Genomic DNA, 22,690 nt, shown 5'->3' on the forward strand with positions numbered 1-22,690 from the left:
GCGCCAGAGTGTAGCGAGGAAGCGGGGGATCGCTCACCCGGTCCCGGCGGTCAGCGGCGCCTGCTGCAACGGGACGGGTTTGCACACGGGTTTGTGCAACGCGGCGGCCCCCGAGGAGCCGGGCGCGATGCCCGCGTAGAGACCGGAGGCCATCCCCGCCGGCGGGCCCGACTCCTCGCCGGGGACGCGGTGTTGGCCGAGGTCGGAACGTTCCTCCCCGAACCGGGACGCGGCCCCCTCGCCCGGACGCGCGGCGTACGCGCCGGTATCGGGCGGCGCGGTGGCGTCCGGCTCGGCGGGGGCGGGCGGGGGCGGGGTGCCGTGCGGACCCGGCGCCGCCTCGTGCCGCGCGGGGGCCGGCGCCGGGGTGCGGAGGCGGGCGAGGCCGCAGGGGCGTTCCACGGTGGCGACGGGGAGCCGGAGTTCGCCGTCCTCCGTCCACAGGGCCGCGTCCCGCACCCAGCCCTCGGGCGCCCGCAGGTGCCGCAACTCCTTCTGCGCGGGCTGCCACACGGCCAGCCACACCCCCTCGGGCCCGTCCACCCGGAACGCCACCGAGCAGCTCTCCGGCATCAGCAGCTGCCCCGGCTGCACGGCGAGCGGGGTCAGCCGCAGCCCCTCCGGGCGCAGCGCCTCGGGGAAGCGGACGGGACGGTGGCTGCCCAGCACGCCCCAGCCGAGCCGTTCCTCGCCGGGGGCGTCGGAGCGTACGAGGAGCAGGCCGCTGTCCGGGTCGGCGGTCAGCAGCCGGTCGTCGCTGTCGTCGGTGATCTGGAGCAGCGGGCTCACCTCCCCGCCGCGGGCGAGGTCGACGGCGACGGTCTTGGTGAGTGTGCGCGGGTGCTGCCCCGGACGTACCTCGGGAGAGGTGCGGTCGAGGGCGAGCAGGGCGCCCTCGCGGTCCAGCCAGGCCCCGCCGCCGCACACCCCGCCGACCTCGGCGACCTGCTCGGGCTGCCCGGACCGGCTCCCCGCGACCAGCCAGATCCCGGTACGCGGGCCGTCCGGGGCCTCCCCGTCGTGCGCGAGCGCGTACGCGCGGGTGCCGCAGGGCGCGGGCGGGAGCAGGGTGACCCGCTCCGAGGGCACGGCGCCGAGCGGGAGTTCGCCGGTGCCGGGCCCGGTGGGGTACAGCAGCGCGAACTGGTGGTGGCCCGTCGCCCGGCGGGCGATGAGCACCCGGCCGTCGGCGAGCGGCAGCACCTGGCTGTCCGCCGCCTCGGGCTGCGGCCCCGGCAGCGGGACGACGTACGGTTCGGGGCCGTCCAGGGTCCAGCGCTCGGCGTACCGGCCGCCGCCGGGCGCCGAGTTGCGTCCGGCGGTGAGCCGGGCCGCGTAGGAGCGGTCGGCCGCGATCCGGAAGCCGGTGTTCCCCCCTGCCCTTCCCCCTGCGGCAGCTCCGGGACCTCCGGCCCCTCCGGCACCTTCGGCAGCGACCTCGGTACGGGCAGTCATGATGCGATCACCTCCAGTGAGGGAAACTAGGGCTCGTACTTCCGGCCGATCAACGAGAGTTGAAGCCCTTCACGCAAAGGGATGGAGACGTACCGATTCGGCTGAAAACGGCCACCGTCGTGTGCTGGCCCCGCCGTGACCCGGGCATCGGGGGCCGCGGCCAGGGGGTGCCGGGAGTCGCCGGGGGCGGCGGCCCGACGGGCGGCGGCGGGCGGGCGCGGGCGGAAGGTAGCCTTTCCCCCGTGCCTGCACTCTCCGATGTCCTCACCGCTCTCGACACCCTCTGGCCCCGGGAGCGCGCCGAGCAATGGGACGCCGTCGGTACGGTCTGCGGAGACGTCGCGAACCCGGACGCCCGGGTGACCCGGGTGCTGTTCGCCGTCGACCCGGTACAGGAGATCGCCGAGGAGGCCGTCGAGCTCGGCGCCGAACTGCTCGTCACCCACCACCCGCTGTACCTGCGCGGGACCACGACCGTCGCGGCCGACACCTTCAAGGGCCGCGTCGTCCACACCCTGATCAGGAACGGCATCGCGCTGCACGTCGCGCACACCAACGCCGACACCGCCGACCCCGGCGTCTCCGACGCGCTGGCCGGCGCCCTCGGCCTGCGCGTACTGCGCCCCCTGGTGCCGGACGCCACCGACCCCGAGGGGCGGCGCGGCCTCGGCCGGGTCTGCGAACTCGACCGCCCCGTACGGCTGTCGGAGCTGGCGCGGCTCGCCGCCGACCGGCTGCCCGCGACCGCGCAGGGCATCCGCGCCGCCGGCGACCCGGACCGGCCGATCCGCACCGTCGCCGTCTGCGGCGGCTCCGGCGACAGCCTCTTCGACCAGGTGCGCGCCGCCGGCGTCGACGCCTACCTCACCGCCGACCTGCGGCACCACCCCGCCTCCGAGGCCCGTGCCCAGACGCCGCTGGCGCTCCTGGACGCCGCGCACTTCGCCACCGAGTGGCCCTGGTGCGAGCAGGCGGCCGCCGAGCTCGACGCGGTGTCCGACCGGAACGGCTGGGGCCTGCGCACGCACGTCTCCCGTACGGTCACCGACCCCTGGACCGCCCACGCGGCGTCCGCCCACGACCCCTCCGCACACACCACAGGAGCCCCCAACTGAACGCCGCGCCCGCCGATCAGATCCGCCTTCTCGACGTCCAGGAACTGGACACCCGACTGACGCAGCTCGCCCACACGCGCAAGACCCTCCCCGAGCACGAGGAGATCCAGACGCTGGAGGGCGACCTCACCCAGCTGCGCGACCTGCTCGTCGCCGCCAAGGCCGAGGAGGGCGACACCTCCCGCGAGCAGACCAAGGCGGAGCAGGACGTCGACCAGGTGCGCCAGCGTGCCGCCCGCGACCAGCAGCGGCTGGACTCCGGCGCGGTCACCAACCCGAAGGACCTGGAGAGCCTGCAGAGCGAGATCGCCTCGCTCGCCAACCGGCAGGCCAACCTGGAGGACGTCGTCCTGGAGGTCATGGAGCGGCACGAGGCCGCGCAGGAGCGCGTCGGTGAACTCACCAGCCGCGTCGAGTCCGTCCAGGGCAAGTGCGACGCGGTGATCGCCCGCCGGGACGCCGCGCTGGAGGAGATCGACGGCGAGGCCGCGACGGTCCGCAAGGAGCGCGAGGTCGTCGCCGGTTCCGTCCCCGCCGACCTGATGAAGCTGTACGAGAAGATCCGCGAGCAGCAGGGCGGCGTCGGCGCGGCCCCGCTGTACCAGCGGCGCTGCGAGGGCTGCCGCCTGGAGCTGAACATCACCGAGCTGAACGAGGTCCGCGAGGCGGCCGCCGACGAGGTGCTGCGCTGCGAGAACTGCCGCCGCATCCTCGTCCGCACGCCGGAATCCGGGCTGTGACGGCGGTGTCCGGCGCGACGGGGCGGACGTTCGTCGTCGAGGCCGACGGCGGCTCGCGGGGCAACCCCGGGCCCGCCGGGTACGGCGCGGTCGTCCTCGACGCGGCGACCGGCGAGACGCTGCGCGAGACGGCGGAGTTCATCGGCGTCGCGACGAACAACGTCGCCGAGTACCGGGGCCTCGTCGCGGGGCTCCGGGCCGCGCACGAGCTGGACCCGGAGGCCGCGGTCCGGGTGCGGATGGACTCCAAGCTCGTCGTCGAGCAGATGTCGGGACGCTGGAAGATCAAGCACCCGGACATGCGCCCGCTCGCGACGGAGGCGAAGGGCATCTTCCCGCCGGACGCGGTGCGTTACGAGTGGATCCCGCGCGCGCAGAACAGCCACGCCGACCGGCTCGCCAACGAGGCGATGGACGCGGGCAAGCGCGGCGAGCAGTGGTCGCCCGCCGAGTCCACGGCCGAACTCGACCGCACCTCGCCCGCGTTGGACGCCCCGGCGCCCGGCGACCAGGCCGCGCCCGCCGAGGCGGACACCGGTCAGCAGCAGGCGGTGCGGCCCGGCGGCTGGGGGCCCGACCTGGGCCCGCCCACCACGTTCGTGCTGCTCCGGCACGGCGAGACGGTCCTCACTCCGGAGAAGCGTTTTTCCGGAAGCGGGGGTTCCGATCCTGAACTCTCCGCCGTGGGGCAGCGCCAGGCGCTCGCCGCCGCTGAGGCACTCGCCGAGCGCGGCACCATCCAGGCGATCGTCACCTCGCCGCTCCAGCGCTGCCGGCAGACGGCGCAGGCCATCGCCGACCGGACGGGGCTGCCCGTCCGCACCGAGGACGGGCTGCGCGAGACGGACTTCGGCGCCTGGGAGGGCCTGACCTTCGCCGAGGTGCGCGAGCAGTACCCGGACGACCTCGGCGCGTGGCTCGCCTCCCCCGAGGCCGAACCCACCGGCGGCGGCGAGAGTTTCGCCGCCGTGGCGCGGCGGGTCTCCGTCGCCCGGGACAAGCTGCTGGCGCGGTATCCGGGGAAGACGGTGCTGGTCGTCACGCACGTCACGCCCGTCAAGACGCTGGCGCGGCTGGCGCTGGGGGCGCCGGCCGAGTCGCTGTTCCGGATGGAGCTCTCGGCCGCGTCCCTCTCGGCCATCGCGTACTACGCGGACGGCAACGCGTCGCTGCGCCTCCTCAACGACACGGGCCACCTGCGCTGACCGCTCCCCGCGGATCGCTCACCGCTCGGGCCCCGCACGCCGCGTCCTCGCGTGCGGGGCCTTTTGCGTGGGCGGGGTGCGGCGTCGTCGTGGCTCGGGTTCTGCGCAGTTCCCCGCGCCCCTTTTTTCGCGGGCTCGCCCCGCTTGGGAGAACTGCGCCGTAGGCGTAGGGCTGGCAAGCGCAGCGCCTCAGCCCCGGCGCGGGGTGCTCCATGCCGTCACCGGGCCACCCCGTACGCCGTGGCCGTTCGCGCAGTTCCCCGCGCCCCCAAGAGGGCGCAGTTCCCCGCGCCCCTGAAAGGGGCGCGATGTGTTGACCGCCTACCGGCTGGTCGGTACGTTCACCGGAATTCGCGGCGCCGCCCCCCTCCCGCACCCATCGGAGTGTGCAGCCATGGACACGGCACCAACCCCCGACGGCGCAGGCCGCGCGCCGAGCAGCCGTCGGAAAGTGGCCACGGCGGCGGCAGCCGCCTCGGCCGTCGAGTGGTACGACTACTTCATCTTCGGCATCGCCGCCGCCCTCGTGCTCGGCGACCGCTTCTTCCCCTCGTCCAACCCCGTCGCCGGCGTCCTCGCCTCCTTCGCGACCTTCGCCGTCGGCTTCCTCGCCCGCCCGCTCGGCGGAGTCATCGCGGGCCAACTCGGCGACAAGCGGGGCCGGAAGCCCATGCTCGTCCTGGCGCTCACCGGCATGGGCGTCGCCACCACGGCCATCGGGCTGCTGCCCTCGTACGAGACGATCGGCATCGCGGCACCGGTCCTGCTCGTCCTGCTGCGGGTGCTCCAGGGCCTCGCGGTGGGCGCGCAGTGGGGCGGCGCGATGCTGATGGCGACGGAGTACGCGCCGGAGGGGAAGCGGGGGCTGTACGGCAGCCTCGTCCAACTCGGCGTGCCGATCGGTGTGTTGACGGCGAACATCGCCTTCCTCGCGGCCGAGGGACTCACCGACGACCCGGCGTTCGCCGCGTGGGGCTGGCGGCTGCCGTTCGGCGTCGGCGTACTGGTCCTCGTACTGGCCTGGTACATCCACACCCGGGTCGAGGAGACGCCGGAGTTCCGCGCGGCCGAGGCGGCCCTGGCGGAGCGGGAGAAGGGGGAGAGCGCGCGGACCTCGCCGCTGCGCGGCATCCTGCGCGAGCACCTGGGGACGGTGCTGCTCGCGGGCGGCTCCTTCGCCGTCAACACGGCGACGTTCTACATCCTCATCACCGGGGTGCTCGACTACACCACCCGCGAGCTGGGCATGGACCGGCTCCCCGTGCTGACCGTCTCGCTCCTGGTCAGCTGTACCCAGCTGGCGCTGATCCCGCTGGCCGCCTGGCTCTCCGACCGGGTGGGACGGCTGCGGATCTACGCGGCGGGCGCGGTGGGCCTGCTGGTGTGGGCGATCCCGCTCTTCCTGCTGATCGACACCGGGTCGCTGTGGCTGCTGGGGCTCGGCTCGTTCGTCGCCAGCTGCTTCCTCAGCATCATGTACGGGCCCCAGGCGGCCCTGTTCGCCGAGCTGTTCACCGCCGAGATGCGGTACACCGGCGCCTCGCTCGGCTACCAGATCAGCGCGGTGATCGGCGGCGGGCTCGCGCCGTTCATGATGGTGCTGCTGCTGGAGGCGACCGGGACCTCGCTGTCGGTGTCGGCGTACATCATGGTGCTGTCCGTCGTCGCGCTCGCCTCGATCGGTGTGCTCGCCCGCCGGGCGCGGGCCCGCGAGCGGGACGCGGGCCCGGACGCGGTGAGCCGGGTCAGCGGCTGAGCGCGGCCGCTCCGGCGGCCAGGCGCTGGACGCGGGGCCAGTCCTTCGCGTCCAGCGCGTCGGCCGGGAGCATCCAGGTGCCGCCCACGCAGCCGACGTTGGGCAGCGCGAGGTAGCCGGGGGCCTTGGCCTCGTCGATGCCGCCGGTCGGGCAGAAGCGGGCCTGGGGGAGCGGCGAGGAGAGCGACTTCAGGTACGCGGTGCCGCCGGCGGCCTCGGCCGGGAAGAACTTCATCTCCGTCACGCCCTGCTCCAGCAGTGCCACGACCTCGGAGGTGGTGGAGACGCCGGGCAGGAAGGGCACGCCGGAGCCGCGCATCGACTCCAGCAGCCGCGGCGTCCAGCCGGGGCTGACGAGGAAGCGCGCGCCCGCGTCGACGGCGGCCGTGACGTGCTCGGGCGCGATGACCGTCCCGGCGCCGACGACGGCCTCCGGCACCTCCTCGGCGATCGCGCGGATCGCGTCCAGCGCTGCGTCGGTGCGCAGCGTCACCTCGATCGCGGGCAGGCCGCCCGCCACCAGGGCGCGGGCCAGCGGCACGGCGTCGGCCGCGTCCTTGATCACGACGACCGGGACGACGGGTGCGAGGTCGAGCACGGAGGGGGCGGGCGCGGAGGGCGCGGGGGAGGTCATACCGACATCCTGCCCTCGGGCCACATTCTCCGCAACGCACGTTGCGGCATGTGCAACCGCTCAGAGCTCGGTGACGACCACGTCCAGCTGCGTGGGCTTCCCCGCCTTCGCGGGCGCCTCCCACTCCACCGCGTACCCCAGGTCCCGCAGCGCCTCCGCCAGTTCGGCGGGGGAGTCCGGGCGCGCGCCCTCCTCCAGCAGCGCCCGGACGATCCGGCCCTTCGTCGCCTTGTTGAAGTGGCTGACCACGGACCGCTTCTCGACCCCGTCCACCGTCTTCGACTGCAGCACCCGCACCGTCGCCGTACGCTCCGCGACCGCGCCCTTCGGCTTCCACATGTTCGCGTACGCCGTCGAGCGCAGGTCCAGCACCAGACCGTCGCCGGCCGCCCCGGGCAGCACCGACTCCAGCGGCTTGCGCCAGAACGCGCCGAGCCCGCCCGTGCCCGGCAGCTTCACCCCGCCCGAGCAGCGGTAGGAGGGAATCCGGTCCGCCAGGCCCACGGCGCCCCACAGGCCCGAGAACACCAGCAGCGTGTCCGCGGCACGCGCCCGCGCGGGTGCGCTCAGCGAGGCGGCGCCGAGCGCGTCGTACAGCACGCCCGTGTACAGCTCGGCCGCGGGCAGCGCGGGCGCCTCCCGCAGCGCGGCGTTCTTCGCGACCTCGCCGCGCAGGCCCTCGCTCAGGCCCAGCACCTCGCGCGCCTTCTCCTCGTCGCCGGAGCAGAGCGACACCAGCTCGTCCAGCACCGTCTCCCGCGCCGCCGTGAGCCCCGGCAGCGAGAGGGAGCTCAGGTCCAGCGGCGCCCCCTCGCCTCCGGTGGCCTTCCCCTCGGACGGCGGCAGCAGCACGAGCACGGTGGTTCTCCTTCACACAAGCGGGGTGGACGGCGGGCGGCCGCCGCGCCCCGACAGGGTACGGCGCACCCGCCCGCCGCCCGTAACCGCGAACGGTCCTCCCGCCTCAGACCGCCTGCGGGAAGGAGAACAGCCGGTCCGGGTCGTAGGTCCGCTTGACCTTCGCCAGCCGTCCCGCGTTCGCGCCGTAGTACGCGGAGCGCCAGTTCCGCAGCGACGGGTCCGTGTAGTTCTGGTACGCGCGGCCGCTCGCCCACGGGCGCATCGCCTCGTGCGTCCCGTCCAGCCAGGCGCGGTGGCCGGAGACCAGCGAGGAGGCGGCCCCGTCCGGCCAGGAGACGATGTACTGCGCCAGGAACAGCGCGTCCCGGTGCACGAACGCGGTCTTCTCCGGCGCCACCCGGTTCACCGCACCGCCCAGCGCGTCCAGGGCGACGCTGCCCGCGCCGCCCTTCGTCAGCTTCGCCAGCCGCTCGACGCGGGAGATCAGCGTCCGGATGCCGGGGGCCGGGATCGCCTTCGTGTAGAAGTCCGAGCGTGCCGCGTAGGATTCGCGCGCCACCTTGCCCTGGGCGGTACGGCCGGGCAGCGAACCCCGCTGGTGCGCCTGGGCCGTGGACCAGCCGGACACCCCGCCCATCACCTTCATCGCGTCCATGAACGTGTGGTCCTTCACCGACAGGCCCGTGGCCGGGGTGCCCACCCGGTCGGCGAAGCGGTCCAGCTGGTTTGCGATGTCCCCGCGGGTGCCCAACGACAGCCCGCCGACGGTGACTTTGCCCGGGCGGCCGCCCGCGGGCGCGGAGAGGTGCAGGTTCGCCCAGATCTCGTCGTCCGTGGCGGGCGCCCACCGCTGCCACTCGCGCAGCACGTCGGCCGCGCGCGACCACGGCCAGCTCAGGAAGAACGTCACGCAGTCCGGTGCCGGGCTGGTGCGGAAGCGGAGCGAGGTGACCACGCCGAAGTTGGCGTTCCCCGCGCCGCGCAGCGCCCAGAACAGCTCGGGGTCACGCTCGGCGTCCACCTCCCGGAGCCTGCCGTCGGCGGTGACGACACTCGCGCCGGTGATGCTGTCCGAGGTCAGCCCGTACGCCCTGGCCACGACGCCGACGCCGCCGCCCAGTGCCAGGCCCGAGACGCCCACCGTGGGGCACGAACCGGCGGGCAGCGTACGGCCCTTGGTCGTCAGACGGTCGTACACGTCGATGAGCTTGGCGCCGGCGCCGATCTCCGCGGTGTCGCCGGACGGCCGTACCGCGTCCATCCGCTGCACGTCGACGACCAGGCCCTTGCCGGTCGACCAGCCCGCGTAGCTGTGGCCGCCGCTGCGGATCGCCACCGGTATGGAGTGCCGCCGCGCGAACGACAGGCACTCCCGCACGTCCTGCGGGCCCGCGCAGTAGGCGACGCCGGCCGGGCGGGCGCCGTCGAAGCGCGGGTTGAACAGGGTGCGGGCCGCGTCGTAGTCGGCGTCCTGCGGGCGCAGCAACTGCCCGTCGAGCCCTGCCGCCAGCGCGTCCCAGGGCGAGTCGGAGCCCATCGCCTGCCGGCCCGCGCCCGCCGCCGCAGCGGTGCCCGCGCCTGCGGCGACGCCCGCTCCGACGCGGAACAACGTCCGTCGCCCCCAGGTCCGTCCCTTGGTGTTCCGTGGCGGCTGTACTGCCTGCGCCATCCCCGATGTCCCTTTCCCCATGGTCGTTCCGGGCCGCACACACTCGGCCCGGCGCGGGGGATGACGAGGTGATCACCGTGCGGGTTGCCCCGACGGCCAGGGGTTTACCGAGAGTTGACTCCGTCAGTGCCAGATGTCCGGTCCGCCGCCGCGCCACTCGATCAGGTCGGGGTCGTCCAGCTGGACGCGCTCGGGCGGGAGCCCGACGTCCCGCAGGAACTCCGCGACGTCCTCCCGGCTGTGCGCCAGCCCGAGGAGCTGCGAGTGGGCGGTCACCTGGCGTCCCCCGTCCGCCGACGGAGGGTGCACGACGATTGGAGGCGTCATGCCTTCCAGCGTGCCTCGGGCCGCGGAGTGCGGCATCTCCGGCCGGGCGGCCCTGCGGTTCCGGTGCGTCGCGGGGTGCGGGGCCGTCGTGGCTCGGGGTTTGCGCAGTTCCCCGCGCCCCTTTTCGGGCGCGCTCCGCTTCTCGGGGTGACCCCGCTTGGGAGGTCTGCGCCGAGGCGCAGGGCTGGCAAGCGCAGCGCCGGCCCACCCCGGCGCGGGGTGCTCCATGCCGTCACCGGATCACCCCGTACGCCGTGGCCGTTCGCGCAGTTCCCCGCGCCCCCAAGATCGCGCCGTTCCCCGCGCCCCCAGGAGGGCGCCGTTCCCCGCGCCCCTTGGAGGGGAAGGGTTCGGGGAGGCGTCTGTTGCGGGGGGCTCATGGATACGTGGGAAGTGGTCAGCGGGCTGGCCGGGGAATTGGATGCGCGCAGTGAACTTCCGCCGGAGCAGCGGTGGATGCTGCAGGTGCTGAAGATCCAGGAGGAGGCGGGTGAGGTCGCCGAGGCCGTGATCGGGGCCCTGGGGCTGAACCCGCGCAAGGGGCACAGCCACTCCTGGGGCGACGTCGAGGGGGAGATCTGCGACGTCATCGTCACCGGCATGGTCGCCCTGCAGCGCATCGCCCCGGACAACCCCCGCGCGGTCTTCGAGCAGCACCTCGCGGACGTCGTGGCCCGCGGCCTCGACTCCCCGCCCGCCGACGGCCGTTGAGCGGGACTCAGTGCCGGTACCCCGCACGCTCCGTGATGGCCGAGAGGGTGCGGGAGAGCCGGTCCGTTCCGGCGTGGATCTCGCCGAGGGCGCGGGAGAAGCGCTGCTCGCGCTGCCGCTGGGTGAGCCGGGGCCCGTCCTCGGGCGGCTTCAGCATCCGCCGGCACTGCTCGGCGCCGTGCAGGGTGCTGCCGAGCGCCGACGCCCAGGACGCGCGCAGCGCCGGGTCGGGCACGGGGAAGTACGCGCGTGCCTCCTCGGTCCTGGCCCGGAGGGTGCCGCAGAGGCGGTGGAAGACGTCGGTGTCGAGCGAGACCTTGCCGTTCGCCTTCGGCGGCTGCTCGGCGGCCCGCGCGCTCTCGGCGCTCAGCTCGTCCACCGCGGCCTCGATCCGCTCCGCGACCCGGAGGCCGCCGCTCTTCAGCCAGCCGGCCAGCTGGAGTTCCCGGCTCCCGCCCCCGCCGCCGGGCGTCGGTTCGGGCCGCGCCGACGGGGCCGAAGCCCCGGCCGAGGCGGCGCTGTGCCCCGCGATCCCCGCCCCCGTGACGACCAGCCCCGGCACCCCGAGCACCAGCAGCACGGCCACCCGGACTCCCCGACCCGGCAGCCGCGTTGCGGAGACCCGACGCCGCACCCGGCCCCGCCCGCCCCGCCGCAGCCGGCGCACCGCCCGCCCCAGCCCCGCCCCCAGCAGGGCCGCGCAGGCCGCCCCGACGACCGCCTTGCCGAGGGTGAGGGACAGGATCTGGTCGACCGCGCGCAGCCCGAACAGCGGGTTGACGGCGCAGACCTCGGAGACGACGGCGAGCGGCGGGAGGCAGCCGTCCGTGGCGTACAGGAGCAGGAGCGCCGCGTACGCGCACAGCTGGGTGGTCTGTGCGGCGACCAGCGCCCGTGGCATCGCGTGGCGGCGGGAGCGGGCGGCGACGAGGGCCGAGGTCAGCAGGCAGGCGGCCATCACCGTGACGGTCATCCACCAGGCGTGCACGAAGAGGAACGGGCCGGTCCGCTCGGCCGGTACGGACGGCTGACGCGGGTGCGTCAGCGCCGCGGCCAGGGCGAGCCCCGCGCAGGCGAGCGCCCCGCCCGCGAGCCCCGCACCCAGTGTCCGCCGCAACCGCGCGCCCCCGTACGGGCGTTGGAGGAGCAGCAGGGCCAGCGGGACCAGCCACATCAGGAGCGCGACGAGGGTCGGCGCGAGCGCGTTGCCCAGCGGCATCAGCGCGGGCATCCCGGCCGTCATGGCCGACAGGTCGGGCGCGTACTGCTGCCAGTCGCCCGGGATCACCCGGCGGATCTCCTCGCCGGCGGGCTCGCCGAGCCCCAGCGCGTCGAACTCGCCCTCCCCGCGCCACCACGCGAGCCCGGCCCACAGCGCCGCCGCGGTGACCAGCGCGCACACTGCCGCCGCAGCCCGGCGCAGCCAGGCCCGCGGCAGACCGAGGGCCAGCCGGAGCGACTGGCTCCACCACATCGCGGGGACGGCGGCGACGGGCAGGAACGCCAGCAGGTACAGCGGCCGCTCGGGCAGGAAGTCGACCCGGTACCGCCCGCTGCTGACGAACTCGCCCACCAACAGCCCCGCGCCCAGGCCCAGTCCGGCGAACGCGGCGGATCCGGTCGCCGTCAGTGGCGCGCGTACCGACCGCAGCACCCGCAGCCCGAAGGCGTAGGCCAGGACGACGGCGAGCACCACGGCCATCACCCCGAGGGCGGCCTGCGCCGGGAGCCGCACCGCCGAGCCGAACTCCGAGGCCGCCCCGTACAGCAGCGAGGCCGAGGCGCCGGTCAGGAACATCGCGCGGGTGCCGACCCGGAAGAGCCGTTCCGGCTCGGCGAGCACCCGCCGCCGCTCCTCCCACCCCGGGTGCGTCCGCAGCTGCGCGGCGGCCCGGCGCGGCAGCGCCCTGAGCCCGCCGCCCGCCCCGTCGTCCCCGGCGAGCTGCCAACTCGCCGGGTCGGCACCCCACTTGACGGCCTGCACATCGGCGTGCAGCTCCCGCTGCCGCAGCAGGTCGGCACGGGCCAGGTGGACCAGCGCGGCCAGCAGGAGCCCGAAGAGCACCCGGGACAGGTTCGAGGAGGACTCGGCCCACGGCGAGTCCGACCGGAGGAGGAGCAGCGCCGTCCAGCCGGTCAGGTTCGGCACCAGGGCGAGCAGCACGAAGACCCGCCACAGCGCGGTGGCGGCGTAGGCGTGGTCGACGTCCCGGTGCCGTACGTGCGCCAGCTCGTGCAGGACGACGGAGCGGAAGCGGGCGGGATCGGTGCGCCGCCGGGCCAGCAGCCCCGCGTACAGGCACACGGTGTAGTCGCCCGTACGCCCGTAGGCACAGGCGCCGAAGTCGGTACGGGCCGGGTCGACCCGGAAGGTCACGGAGGCGCGGACGCCGGCCCGCTCGCGCAGCGCGTCGAGCTCGGCCCGCAGTGTCCCGTCGCCGTCCACCGCGCCGACCGGGACCGGCGCGCCCCGCCACTCCCGCAGCCTCGGCAGCCACCAGTACCCGAGCCCCGCGACGAGCAGCACCGCCAGTGTGCCCAGCGCCCCCAGGTACGAGGCGGGCTGGGCGGCGACGCAGGCGTCCAGGGCCTCGGTCGAGTCGAGGCCGGCGAGCAGGTTCTCGCGGTCGGTCGCGGTGGGGTCGAGCCCGTCGGCGAGCATGCAGTCCAGCACGCTGCCGGGCTCGTCCGGCGTCCCGGGGAGCGAGGCGATCACCGGTTCCAGCATCGAGGGTGTCGCGGCGATCACGAGGAGTGTCAGCAGCGCGAACCGCGAGCCCGTCCCCGACGCCTCCCGGACCCTCCGCAGCCCCCTCACGGCCGGGACCCGCACCGTGCGCCGCGGCCCCGTCCCCGTCCGGGCGTTCCGAGGGCCGCGAAGGCCCCGGGGGCCCCGTCGACCACCCCGAAGATCACGAGCAACTCCCTTGCCCCGAGGGCCGGTTGGCCGATCCCGGTACGTCGCCACGAGCATAGGACCGAAACGGCGGGGGCGCCCCGCGCACGGCGCATCCCGCCGCCGCCGCGCCCGCGGGCGGGAGGGGCGGCGGGTGCGGGCGGCGGGACGGTGGCGGCGGGACGGGGTCGGAGGGGGCGATCACCGCGGGTAGACTGTGCGGCACGGTGGACGAGCCGGCCGGGCGGCCGCGTCGGGATCCTCGGATCCCGCCGAGGAACGTCCGGGCTCCACAGAGCAGGATGGTGGGTAACGCCCACCCGGGGTGACCCGCGGGACAGTGCCACAGAAAACAGACCGCCGGGGCCGCAAGGCTCCCGGTAAGGGTGAAACGGTGGTGTAAGAGACCACCAGCGCTCAGGGTGACCTGAGCGGCTCGGTAAACCCCATCCGGAGCAAGGTCAAGAGGGGCCGTGGGCAACCGCGGCTCTGCGCGAATGCCAGAGGGCTGCTCGCCCGAGTTCGCGGGTGGACCGCACGAGGCAGGTGGCAACGCCTGCCCTAGATGGATGGCCGCCTCCCCGAGCGCCGCAAGGCCGAGGGAGACAGAACCCGGCGTACAGGCCGACTCGTCCACCGCCTCCAGTTCCCCCTCGCCGCCGTATCCCAACGGCCCCTGTGCGCCCGGCGGTTGTGCGTCCGAAGTCGCTGCCGCTGTCGTTGACACCTGTCTGTGGCGGGTGAAAGTATTTCTTCTGACCAGGCCGCTTTCGGTGGCCCGACAACTCGGCCTGACCTCCGAGTTGTGCACATATGCAGAAGCTACGGGGAATCATGCGAACGTTCGCAATCAGCAGGTATGTCGGCATGCGGTCTCTCGCCGCACTGGCTCTCGTTCTCGCGATGTTCCTGACCGCGGCTCAGGCGAGCCCGGCGCAGGCGGCGACGACGAAGAAGGTCTGCGCACCCAAGAAGTGCGTGAAGGTGAAGAAGTCCAAGGTCTGTTACCCGGGCGACGGGTGCGGGAAGCGCGCCTACAAGCCGTGGCCCGCGGGAAGTTACTGCTCGCCCTCGGTCGGATGCGTCTCGTACAAGGGCAAGAACTACCGGTTCGTCGGTGGCCCCAAGATGACGCCCAAGCAGCAGGACCAGGCGCGGAAGTGCGCGGCGAGCCTCGGCGTCTCCGGGCTCGGATTCATCGGTACGGGGCCGCTCGGCGTCACCATTCTCGGCGTGGTCGTTTCGGTCTGGGGGTGCTCGTAAAAATGACCTCCGGGGATTCCGGAAAAGAGCGTGGGCGGCCGCATTACGGGTTCAGTTTTCTGATGGCAGGGCTTTTCGCGCTGCTCGCCGTGTGGACCGGTACCGAGGATCTCGGCTACACGGTGGCCCTGTTGGGCGTCGCGGCGCTCTGGGCGATTCAGGGAATCGTCGCGGTGCGCAGATCACGCACTCCGGAAAGCCCGGCGGAATGAGCTGACTCCGGCGGTACGGAAAGGCCCCGGTACTCCGTGACAACGGAGCACCGGGGCCTTTTCCGCGTGGTACTACCTGCCGCCCCTCACGCCGTGCGGTGCAGCGAGTCCGGGGTGAGGTCGGCCGGGGTGCGGTGGCCGGAGAGGCCGAGGGTCAGGTCGAGGTCGGCGAGGAGGCTGCGCAGGACGTGGCGTACGCCGTCCTCGCCGCCGTGCGCGAGCCCGTAGGCGTAGGGGCGGCCGAGGAGGACGGCGCGGGCGCCGAGGGCGAGGGCCTTGAGGACGTCGGAGCCGGTGCGGATGCCGGAGTCGAAGAGGATCTCGACGCTGTCGCCGACGGCGCGGACCACGTCGGGCAGGGCGTCCAGCGCGGCGACGGCCCCGTCGACCTGGCGGCCCCCGTGGTTGGAGACGACGACGCCGTCGACCCCGGCGTCCACGGCACGGCGGGCGTCGTCCGGGTGGAGGATGCCCTTGAGGGCGATCGGCCCGTCCCAGTGCTCGCGGAGGAACGGCAGCCGGTCCCAGGTGCGGTCGGCGCCGGTGAACATCGACACCCAGCGCAGCACCGCCGCGTCGGGGTCCTCCTCCGGCGGCTTGGCCAGGCCCGCGCGGAAGGCCGGGTCGGAGAACGGGACGGCCGTGCCGATGCCGCGCAGGAAGGGCAGGTAGGACTGGTCGAGGTCGCGCGGGCGCCAGGCCAGGGTCCAGGTGTCGAGGGTGACGACGAGGGTGGTGAAGCCCGCCTCGCGCGCCCGGCGCAGGATGCTGGCGCACACCTCGTCGTCCTGCGGCCAGTACAGCTGGAACCAGCGCGGTGCCTCGGGCCCCGCCGCCTCGGCGACCTCCTCAAGCGTGTGCGAGGCGGCCGTCGAGAGCACCGTCGGGACGCCGAGCGAGGCGGCGGCGCGGGCGGTGGCGAGTTCCCCGTCCGGGTGGATGATCGACTGGACGCCGACGGGCGCGAGCGCCACCGGCGCGGGCATGGCCGTGCCGAGCACGGTGGTGTTGAGGTCGCGCGCGGAGGCGCCGGTGAGCATGCGGGGCACGAGCCGGTGGCGGTCGAAGGCCTCGCGGTTGGCGCGGTGGGTGGCGCCCGAGCCCGCGGAACCGGCGACGTAGCCGAAGGCGCCGGGGCCGAGGTGGTCGCGGGCCGAGGCGCCGAGTGCGGTGAGGTCCGTGGTGAAGGGCGGTACCCGGCCGCCCAGGCCGTCGAGGTAGATCTCGTTCTGGTAGTTGCCGAAGCCCGGGCGGCCCGCCTCGCTCATCGTCGATTCCCTTCGCGGACGGCGGGGGCGCCCCGGCGTCCCTTGCCGGTCTGGTGATCGGGAACGAGTCTGCTGCGGACACCGGCCCAACGGCCATACCCGGCACGTGAGTTCATCGCCCGAAGCCGAGAGTCCGGGACCGCGCGGGTGCGGCCCCGGCCCCCAGGCGCGGTCAGCCCCGGCCGATGTACGGCATCGTCGTGGCCATCACCGTCGCGAACTGCACGTTGGCGTCCAGCGGCAGTTCGGCCATGTGCCGGACGGTGCGGGCGACGTCGGCCGCGTCCATCATCGGCTCGGCCCGGACGCTGCCGTCGGCCTGCGGGATGCCCTCGCGCATGCGGGCGGTGAGCTCGGTGGCCGCGTTGCCCACGTCGATCTGGCCGCAGGCGATGCGGTACGGGCGGCCGTCGAGGGAGAGGGACTTGGTCAGCCCCGTCATGGCGTGCTTGGTCGCGGTGTACGCGGCCGACTGGGGGCGGGGCACGTGCGCCGAGATGGAGCCGTTGTTGACGATCCGCCCGCCCTGCGGCCGCTGCTCCTTCATCAGCCGGAAGGCGGACTGCGCGCACAGGAAGGCGCCGTTGAGGTTGACGTCGACGGTGGCCCGCCACTCCTCGAAGGTGAGCTCCTCCAGGGGGACGGAGGCGCTGAACCGGCCCGCGTTGTTGAACAGCAGGTCCAGCCGCCCGTGCCGCTCCCGCACCTCGGTGAACAGGGCGTGGACGGAACCGGGATCGGTGACGTCGGCCGGTACGGTGTCGGTCGTGCCGCCCGTGACGTGCCCGTCGCCGCTCTCCCCGTCACCCGCTCCCCGTCCGTCCTCCGCCACCAGGGCCGCGGTCTCCGCCAGCGCCTCGCGGCGCCGTCCGGCGAGCACCACCGTCCAGCCCCCGCGGGCCAGTTCCCTCGCCACCGCGCGCCCGATGCCGGAACCCGCGCCCGTCACCAGGGCGACCGGCGCCCGGTCCTCTGGGGCGGTGTCGCCGGGGGCTGCGCTGTTCATCGGCTCGTTGGCATCCGTCGTCATGCGCGCAGGGTACGGGACGCCCCGGCGCCGGAGGACGGCCACCGGATCGTCATGCCTGTGACGCGTACGTGACAGTCCCTCGCCCTCCTCGCCCTGTGCACTCCCGGGTATGACGCAGTCACTGAGCGCAGACCACGAACTCCGTGCCGCTGCCCGGCACTTGGGACGACGGCGCATGCTCACCGGGACGGGGGCCGTGATCGCCCTCGCCCTCGGCACGAACCTCCCGGACACGGCGCGGGCCGCGTCCGTCCTCTCCCCGCAGAAGATCGACAAGGACCCGTTCACCCTGGGCGTCGCCTCCGGCGACCCGCTGCCCGACTCCGTCGTGCTGTGGACGCGCCTCGCCCCCGAGCCGTACGAGCCGGACAGCGGGCTCGCCGCCGAACCCGTGCCCGTGCGCTGGGAACTGGCCACCGACAAGGACTTCCGCCGGGTCGTCGCGCGGGGCGAGGCCACGGCCCACCCCGAGTTCCACCACTCCGTGCACGTCGTGCCCGAGGGGCTGGAGCCCGCCACCCGCTACTGGTACCGCTTCCGCGCGGGCGAGTGGACCTCCACCGTCGGGCGGACCAGGACCGCACCGGCCGCCGGCGCCGAACTCGCCTCCCTGCGCTTCGCGTTCGCCTCCTGCCAGGCGTACCACGACGGCTACTTCACCGCGCACAAGCACCTGGCCGCCGAGGAGGACCTCGACGTCGTCCTCCACCTCGGGGACTACCTGTACGAGTACGCGGTCGACGCGCAGGGCGGCGACCGGCGCGACCCCGAACTCGGCCTCCCGGCCCGGTTCAACAAGGAGACGGAGACCCTGGAGGACTACCGCCTGCGGTACGCGCTCTACCACTCCGACCCGGACCTCCAGGCCGCGCACGCGGCGCACCCCTGGATCGTCACCTGGGACGACCACGAGGTGCAGAACAACTACGCCGACGACGTCCCCCAGGAGGGCTCCCCGGCCGAGGACTTCCTCGTCCGCCGCGCCGCCGCCTACCGCGCCTACTACGAGAACCTGCCGCTCCGCCCGCCGCAGCGGCCCGAGGGCCCGGACCTGCGGCTGCACCGCAGGCTCCAGTTCGGCGACCTGGCGCAGTTCGACATCCTCGACGGCCGCCAGCACCGCGACGACCAGGCGCAGGGCGACGGCTGGAAGGTGCCGGACAGCACCACCACCGACCCGGCCCGCTCGATGCTCGGCGCCGAGCAGGAGCGCTGGCTGACCGACGGCTGGAAGCAGTCGACGGCGGTGTGGAACATCGTTCCGCAGCAGGTCGTCGTCTCCCGCCGGCACGAGCGCACCACCGGGCCCTTCCCCGTCTCCATGGACGCCTGGGACGGCTACCCGGCCGCCCGGCAGCGCTTCCTCGACGGCGCGGTGCAGGCGGGCGTGAAGAACCTCCTGGTGCTGACCGGCGACGTGCACGTGCACTACGCGCTCAACATCAAGGAGGACTTCGACGACGAGAACTCCCGCACCCTCGGCGTCGAACTCGTCACCACCTCCGTCGCGAGCGGCGGCGACGGCGCCGACAAGCCCGACAACTGGGCGACGTACCTGGAGGCCAACCCGCACATGAAGTTCTACAACGGCCGCCGCGGCTACGTCGTCGTCACCCTCGACCGCGAGCGGGTACGCGCCGACTACCGCACGGTGGACGTCATCACCGCGCCCGGCGGACGGCTCACCACGGCCGCCTCCTTCGTCTCCGCCGCCGGTGACCCGGGGCTGAAGCCCGCCTGACCCGAGCGCCGGCGCGCGCGGCCGCCGGAGCGTGGCGGGTAAACGGCTGGGCCGGGGCCGGAAACCCTGGGAGAATGTCGTCGCCGTAAACAATCTCCTGGAGAGGTGCATGACCGACCCCGGCTCCATACCCCCGGCCGCCGCCGAGCGCGCCCGCGACCCCCGCGGCGGCCTGCGAGACCCCGAAGTCTCCGGGGCACCGCACCCGCCCGGTGTCCCGGAGCAGCGCGGCGTCCCGGAACGGAGCGGTGACGGCGCCCAGGAGCGGAGCGGCGAAGCGCCGCCCACCGGCCGCCGTCGCGCCGGACTCGTCATCACCCTCGTCCTCGGCAGCCTCACGGCCCTCCCGCCGCTGTCGATGGACATGTACCTCCCCGCGCTGCCCGACGTCGGCAGCGCCATGGGCACCTCGGCGGCCGGCGTCCAACTCACCCTGACCGCCTGCCTGTTGGGCCTCGCCCTCGGACAGCTGGTGGTCGGCCCGATGAGCGACCAGTTCGGCCGCCGCCGCCCGCTGCTCATCGGCATGCTCGTCTACGTCCTGGCCAGCGCGGCCTGCGCCCTCGCGCCCACGGCCGGGACGCTCACCGCCGTCCGGCTCGTGCAGGGCCTCGCCGGGGCCGCCGGCATCGTCATCGCGCGCGCCGTCGTCCGGGACATGTTCGACGGGCTGGCCATGGCCCGCTTCTTCTCCACCCTGATGCTGATCTCCGGCGTCGCGCCGATCCTCGCCCCGGTGCTCGGCGGCCAGGTGCTCCGGTTCACCGACTGGCGCGGCATCTTCCTCGTCCTCACCGGCATCGGCATCGCCCTCACGCTGATCGCCCTGCGCTGGCTGCCCGAGACGCTGCCGCCCGAGAACCGGCACCGGGGCGGCGTCCCCGACGCCCTGCGCACCATGCGCGGCCTCTTCGCCGACCGGGCCTTCACCGGCTATCTCCTCGCCGGCAGCCTCGCCTTCGCCGCGCTCTTCGCGTACGTCTCCGCCTCGCCGTTCGTCGTGCAGGAGATCTACGGCGGCAGCCCGCAGACCTTCAGCCTGCTGTTCATGGTCAACTCCATCGGGCTGATCCTCTTCGGCCAGATCAACGGCAAGATCCTCGTCGGCCGGGTGCCGCTCGACCGGGTGCTCGGTTTCGGCCTGTGCCTCACCGGCACCGCCGCGCTCGCCCTGCTGCTGATGACCACCGGCGTCTTCGGCCGGGCCGGACTGCTGCCCGTCGCCATCGGGCTCGGCGTGCTGATGGCCGGCATGGGCCTGGTCATGCCGAACGCCAACTCCCAGGGCCTGCTGCGCGCCCGGCACGCCGCCGGCTCGGCCTCCGCGCTGCTGGGCACCGGACAGTTCCTCGTCGGCGCCCTCGCCTCCCCGCTCGTCGGCATCGCGGGGGAGAAGACGGCCGTGCCGATGGCCGTGGTGCAGCTGTCCGCGCTGGTGCTCGCCGGGGCCGCGTTCCTGGGCCTGTGCCGGCCGTGGCAGAACGCGGCCAGGACCGGCGGCGCGGCCTGATGCCCCGCACCCGCCCGCCGGAACGGGCCGGCCTGCGCGCCCCGGAACTGGCAGCCCTGGTCGCGGAGACGGACGCGCTGCCGGAGCGCGGCTGGTGCGCGGGCGCCGTCGTCGCGGCGGGCCGCGGCCCGCACCTCGCCGTCGAGCACGCCACCGGGTACGCGCTGCGCTACCGCGCCTACGACCCCGAGGCGGGCCGCGGCGTCCTGCTGCCCCGCGCCGAGCAGGTGCCCGCCGCCCCCGGCACCCTCTTCGACCTGGCCTCGCTGACCAAGCTCTTCACCGCCGTCGCGGTCCTCCAGCAGACCGAGCGCGGTACCCTCCGCCTCGACGACCCGGCCGCCCGTCACGTCCCCGAGTTCGGCGCCGCAGGCAAGGAGCGCCTCACCCTGCGGCAGCTGCTCACCCACACCTCGGGACTCCCGCCCGAACTCCCGCTCCACGCGCACCCCGAGGACCCGCTCGCCCCGCTCTGGGCGGCCGAGCCGGGACCGCCCGTCGAGCGCTACTCCGACCTCGGGCCGATCGCCCTCCAGCAGGTCCTCGAACGCGCCACCGGCACCGGCCTGGACACCCTCGTCCGCGAGGGGATCACCGCCCCGCTCGGGATGGACGACACCCGGTACGGGCCCGTCCCCGCCGAACGCGCCGCCGCCACCGAGGACCAGCGCCGCCCCTGGGCCAAGGCCGACCGCGGCCTGCTGCGCGGCACCGTGCACGACGAGAACGCCTGGGCCCTCGGCGGCGTCGCCGGGCACGCGGGACTGTTCTCCACCGCCTTCGACCTCACCCTCCTCTGCCGCGCCCTCCTCGACGACGGCGCCGGCATCCTCACCCCCGCCTCGGTACGGCAGCTCCTGGACCCGCCCGGCACCGGCTTCACCACGGGCAGGCCGTGGTTCATGGGCGAACTGGGCGCCACCGCCGCCGGGCACACCGGCTTCACCGGGACGAGCCTGGTCCTCGACCCCGCCACGGGCGCCTTCCTGGTGCTCCTGGCCAACACCGTCCACCCCGTACGGCGCCCGCCCGACAGCGCCCCGCGCGCGGCCCTGGCCACGCTGCTGGCCCGCGCCGCCCGCTGACCGGCCCGGACGGCGCCCCGCCGGCCCCGACTACGATGGACTCTTCCCCCTGTTCATCCTCACTCCCGGGCGCTCATCAGTGAACGACGTGCACGACGTCATCGACGGCCAGCTGCGGACGGCCCTCGCCCAGCTCCTCGACGGGCTCCCGCCGCGCAAGGCGACCGCGGCCGTCGAGCGGCTCATCGCCAACTACCGGGGGAAGACCCCCACCGAGGCCCCCGTGCTCCGGGACCGTGCCGACGTCGTCGCGTACGCCGCCTACCGGATGCCCGCCACCTTCGCCGCCGTCTCCGCCGCGCTCGGCGCCCTCGCCGACCGGCTGGACGGCTGGGCGCCCGCCGATCACGTCGACGTCGGCGGCGGAACCGGCGCGGCCACCTGGGCCACCGCCGCCACCTGGGACGACGCGGCGCCCGAGGGCGGAGTCACGCGCGCCACCACCGTCCTGGACTGGGCGGCCCCGGCCCTCGACCTCGGGCGCGAACTCGCCGCCTCCTCCGGGTCCCCCGCGCTGCGCGCCGCCGAGTGGCGCCGCCGCTCGCTCCGCTCCTCCGGCGAACCGCTGCCCGCGGCCGACCTCGTCACCGTCTCCTACGTCCTCGGCGAGCTGGAGCCCGAGGACCGCCGCGCGGTGACCGACTCCGCCGCCGGCGCCGGCCGCGCCGTGGTGATCGTCGAACCCGGCACCCCGGACGGCTACCTGCGCATCCGCGAGGCCCGCGAGACGCTCACCGCCGCCGGGCTGCGGGTGCTCGCGCCCTGCCCGCACAGCGGTCAGTGCCCCATCGTGCCCGGCGAGGACTGGTGCCACTTCGCGGCCCGCGTCCCGCGCTCCTCGCTGCACCGCCAGGTGAAGGGCGGCTCGCTGGCGTACGAGGACGAGAAGTTCGCGTACGTGGCGGCCGTACGGCCCGAGCTGGTCCCCGGCACACCCGCCGCCTCCCGCGTCGTGCGCAGGCCGGTGCTCCGCAAGGGGCAGGTGCTGCTCGACCTGTGCACCGCGGACGAGGAACTGCGCCGCACCACCGTCACCAAGCGGCACGGCGCCGACTACAAGGCGGCACGGAACACCGATTGGGGCGACGCCTGGCCCCCCGGGTGAGGACACCCGCGCGGGTGACCCCGGCGGCGGGCGGCCCCGTGCCCGCTGTGAGGAGAGCAACAGACGCGGGCGGCATACGGGGACATGCCGGAAACGCTGGACCACAC

Annotated in this window: 19 protein-coding genes and 1 other RNA gene; 12 read left to right on the forward strand and 8 right to left on the reverse strand. The window is 74.6% G+C overall.

Annotated features, from left to right (window positions below):
- Positions 1-33: 33 nt before the first annotated feature.
- Positions 34-1,455: a hypothetical protein gene (locus HCC30_RS23250; RefSeq protein ID WP_206324221.1), complete on the reverse strand. Its 1,422-nt coding sequence runs from the start codon at positions 1,453-1,455 to the stop codon at positions 34-36.
- Positions 1,456-1,697: 242 nt separating this feature from the next.
- Between HCC30_RS23250 and HCC30_RS23255 the strand changes: the two genes are divergently transcribed.
- The 4 genes from HCC30_RS23255 (at position 1,698) to HCC30_RS23265 (ending at position 6,271) form a co-directional block, all read left to right on the forward strand.
- Positions 1,698-2,570 (forward strand): Nif3-like dinuclear metal center hexameric protein, encoded by an 873-nt coding sequence (locus HCC30_RS23255; protein WP_169444702.1) that lies wholly within the window; start codon positions 1,698-1,700, stop codon positions 2,568-2,570.
- A complete protein-coding gene (locus HCC30_RS28300) occupies positions 2,567-3,310 on the forward strand; it encodes a C4-type zinc ribbon domain-containing protein (RefSeq protein WP_206324239.1) in 744 nt (247 codons plus the stop codon). The genes HCC30_RS23255 and HCC30_RS28300 overlap by 4 nt, the downstream gene beginning before the upstream one ends.
- Before the next feature lie 5 nt (positions 3,311-3,315).
- The gene (locus HCC30_RS23260; RefSeq protein ID WP_346776775.1) at positions 3,316-4,515 is read left to right on the forward strand and encodes a bifunctional RNase H/acid phosphatase; all 1,200 of its coding nucleotides are present in this window, start codon (positions 3,316-3,318) and stop codon (positions 4,513-4,515) included.
- Between the two features lie 394 nt (positions 4,516-4,909).
- A complete protein-coding gene (locus HCC30_RS23265; protein ID WP_169444703.1) occupies positions 4,910-6,271 on the forward strand; it encodes an MFS transporter in 1,362 nt (453 codons plus the stop codon).
- Here the strand turns inward: HCC30_RS23265 and eda are convergent.
- The 4 genes from eda to HCC30_RS23285 form a co-directional block, all read right to left on the reverse strand.
- Positions 6,261-6,905, reverse strand: a complete 645-nt coding sequence (gene eda, locus HCC30_RS23270; RefSeq protein WP_169444704.1) for a bifunctional 4-hydroxy-2-oxoglutarate aldolase/2-dehydro-3-deoxy-phosphogluconate aldolase — start codon at positions 6,903-6,905, stop codon at positions 6,261-6,263. The genes HCC30_RS23265 and eda overlap by 11 nt on opposite strands.
- A 60-nt stretch (positions 6,906-6,965) precedes the next feature.
- Complete coding sequence (gene yaaA, locus HCC30_RS23275) at positions 6,966-7,763, reverse strand: peroxide stress protein YaaA (RefSeq protein ID WP_169444705.1); 798 nt, start codon at positions 7,761-7,763, stop codon at positions 6,966-6,968.
- A 106-nt stretch (positions 7,764-7,869) separates the two neighbouring features.
- A complete protein-coding gene (locus tag HCC30_RS23280) occupies positions 7,870-9,435 on the reverse strand; it encodes an FAD-binding oxidoreductase (RefSeq protein ID WP_169444706.1) in 1,566 nt (521 codons plus the stop codon).
- A 123-nt stretch (positions 9,436-9,558) separates the two neighbouring features.
- Entirely contained in the window at positions 9,559-9,762 is a 204-nt protein-coding gene (locus HCC30_RS23285) for a hypothetical protein (RefSeq protein WP_169444707.1), read from the reverse strand.
- 456 nt (positions 9,763-10,218) lie between these two features.
- On the opposite strand from HCC30_RS23285, the gene HCC30_RS23290 reads away from it, so the two are divergent.
- The gene (locus HCC30_RS23290) at positions 10,219-10,473 is read left to right on the forward strand and encodes a MazG-like family protein (protein ID WP_346776770.1); all 255 of its coding nucleotides are present in this window, start codon (positions 10,219-10,221) and stop codon (positions 10,471-10,473) included.
- Between the two features lie 7 nt (positions 10,474-10,480).
- Here the strand turns inward: HCC30_RS23290 and HCC30_RS23295 are convergent, their stop codons facing one another.
- The gene (locus tag HCC30_RS23295; protein ID WP_169444709.1) at positions 10,481-13,222 is read right to left on the reverse strand and encodes a M48 family metalloprotease; all 2,742 of its coding nucleotides are present in this window, start codon (positions 13,220-13,222) and stop codon (positions 10,481-10,483) included.
- A 379-nt stretch (positions 13,223-13,601) separates the two neighbouring features.
- Between HCC30_RS23295 and rnpB the strand changes: the two genes are divergently transcribed.
- From rnpB to HCC30_RS23310, 3 genes are all read left to right on the forward strand, one after another.
- Positions 13,602-14,005: RNase P RNA component class A (gene rnpB / locus HCC30_RS23300), an RNA gene on the forward strand.
- 231 nt (positions 14,006-14,236) lie between these two features.
- On the forward strand, positions 14,237-14,632 hold the full coding sequence (locus HCC30_RS23305) for a hypothetical protein (RefSeq protein ID WP_169444710.1): 396 nt from the start codon (positions 14,237-14,239) through the stop codon (positions 14,630-14,632).
- Between the two features lie 2 nt (positions 14,633-14,634).
- On the forward strand, positions 14,635-14,844 hold the full coding sequence (locus tag HCC30_RS23310; protein ID WP_169444711.1) for a hypothetical protein: 210 nt from the start codon (positions 14,635-14,637) through the stop codon (positions 14,842-14,844).
- Positions 14,845-14,930: 86 nt separating this feature from the next.
- On the opposite strand, the gene HCC30_RS23315 is transcribed toward HCC30_RS23310, so the two are convergent.
- Entirely contained in the window at positions 14,931-16,112 is a 1,182-nt protein-coding gene (locus tag HCC30_RS23315) for a lactate 2-monooxygenase (protein WP_169444712.1), read from the reverse strand.
- Positions 16,113-16,284: 172 nt separating this feature from the next.
- Positions 16,285-17,118, reverse strand: a complete 834-nt coding sequence (locus tag HCC30_RS23320) for an SDR family oxidoreductase (RefSeq protein ID WP_240979838.1) — start codon at positions 17,116-17,118, stop codon at positions 16,285-16,287.
- Positions 17,119-17,251: 133 nt separating this feature from the next.
- Between HCC30_RS23320 and HCC30_RS23325 the strand changes: the two genes are divergently transcribed.
- From HCC30_RS23325 to HCC30_RS23340, 4 genes are all read left to right on the forward strand, one after another.
- On the forward strand, positions 17,252-18,883 hold the full coding sequence (locus HCC30_RS23325) for an alkaline phosphatase D family protein (RefSeq protein ID WP_169444714.1): 1,632 nt from the start codon (positions 17,252-17,254) through the stop codon (positions 18,881-18,883).
- A 109-nt stretch (positions 18,884-18,992) separates the two neighbouring features.
- Positions 18,993-20,393, forward strand: a complete 1,401-nt coding sequence (locus HCC30_RS23330; protein ID WP_169444715.1) for a Bcr/CflA family efflux MFS transporter — start codon at positions 18,993-18,995, stop codon at positions 20,391-20,393.
- The gene (locus tag HCC30_RS23335; protein WP_169444784.1) at positions 20,393-21,478 is read left to right on the forward strand and encodes a serine hydrolase domain-containing protein; all 1,086 of its coding nucleotides are present in this window, start codon (positions 20,393-20,395) and stop codon (positions 21,476-21,478) included. Before HCC30_RS23330 ends, HCC30_RS23335 begins: the two co-directional genes overlap by 1 nt.
- A gap of 79 nt (positions 21,479-21,557) precedes the next feature.
- Complete coding sequence (locus HCC30_RS23340; protein ID WP_346776771.1) at positions 21,558-22,583, forward strand: small ribosomal subunit Rsm22 family protein; 1,026 nt, start codon at positions 21,558-21,560, stop codon at positions 22,581-22,583.
- Positions 22,584-22,690: the final 107 nt, after the last annotated feature.

The sequence above is a fragment of the Streptomyces sp. HNM0574 genome (assembly GCF_012726235.1).
Lineage (GTDB): Bacteria > Actinomycetota > Actinomycetes > Streptomycetales > Streptomycetaceae > Streptomyces.

Bases quoted from the DNA above. Each gene is read 5' to 3' on its own strand.
- HCC30_RS23320 (WP_240979838.1), bottom strand. From the start codon at position 17,118: ATGAACAGCGCAGCCCCCGGCGACACCGCCCCAGAGGACCGGGCGCCG.
- HCC30_RS23265 (WP_169444703.1), top strand. From the start codon at position 4,910: ATGGACACGGCACCAACCCCCGACGGCGCAGGCCGCGCGCCGAGCAGC.
- HCC30_RS23280 (WP_169444706.1), bottom strand. From the start codon at position 9,435: ATGGCGCAGGCAGTACAGCCGCCACGGAACACCAAGGGACGGACCTGG.
- eda (WP_169444704.1), bottom strand. From the start codon at position 6,905: ATGACCTCCCCCGCGCCCTCCGCGCCCGCCCCCTCCGTGCTCGACCTC.
- HCC30_RS23305 (WP_169444710.1), top strand. From the start codon at position 14,237: ATGCGGTCTCTCGCCGCACTGGCTCTCGTTCTCGCGATGTTCCTGACC.
- HCC30_RS23290 (WP_346776770.1), top strand. From the start codon at position 10,219: ATGCTGCAGGTGCTGAAGATCCAGGAGGAGGCGGGTGAGGTCGCCGAG.
- HCC30_RS23330 (WP_169444715.1), top strand. From the start codon at position 18,993: ATGACCGACCCCGGCTCCATACCCCCGGCCGCCGCCGAGCGCGCCCGC.
- HCC30_RS23315 (WP_169444712.1), bottom strand. From the start codon at position 16,112: ATGAGCGAGGCGGGCCGCCCGGGCTTCGGCAACTACCAGAACGAGATC.
- HCC30_RS23325 (WP_169444714.1), top strand. From the start codon at position 17,252: ATGACGCAGTCACTGAGCGCAGACCACGAACTCCGTGCCGCTGCCCGG.
- HCC30_RS23310 (WP_169444711.1), top strand. From the start codon at position 14,635: ATGACCTCCGGGGATTCCGGAAAAGAGCGTGGGCGGCCGCATTACGGG.
- HCC30_RS23285 (WP_169444707.1), bottom strand. From the start codon at position 9,762: ATGACGCCTCCAATCGTCGTGCACCCTCCGTCGGCGGACGGGGGACGC.
- HCC30_RS23335 (WP_169444784.1), top strand. From the start codon at position 20,393: ATGCCCCGCACCCGCCCGCCGGAACGGGCCGGCCTGCGCGCCCCGGAA.
- HCC30_RS23250 (WP_206324221.1), bottom strand. From the start codon at position 1,455: ATGACTGCCCGTACCGAGGTCGCTGCCGAAGGTGCCGGAGGGGCCGGA.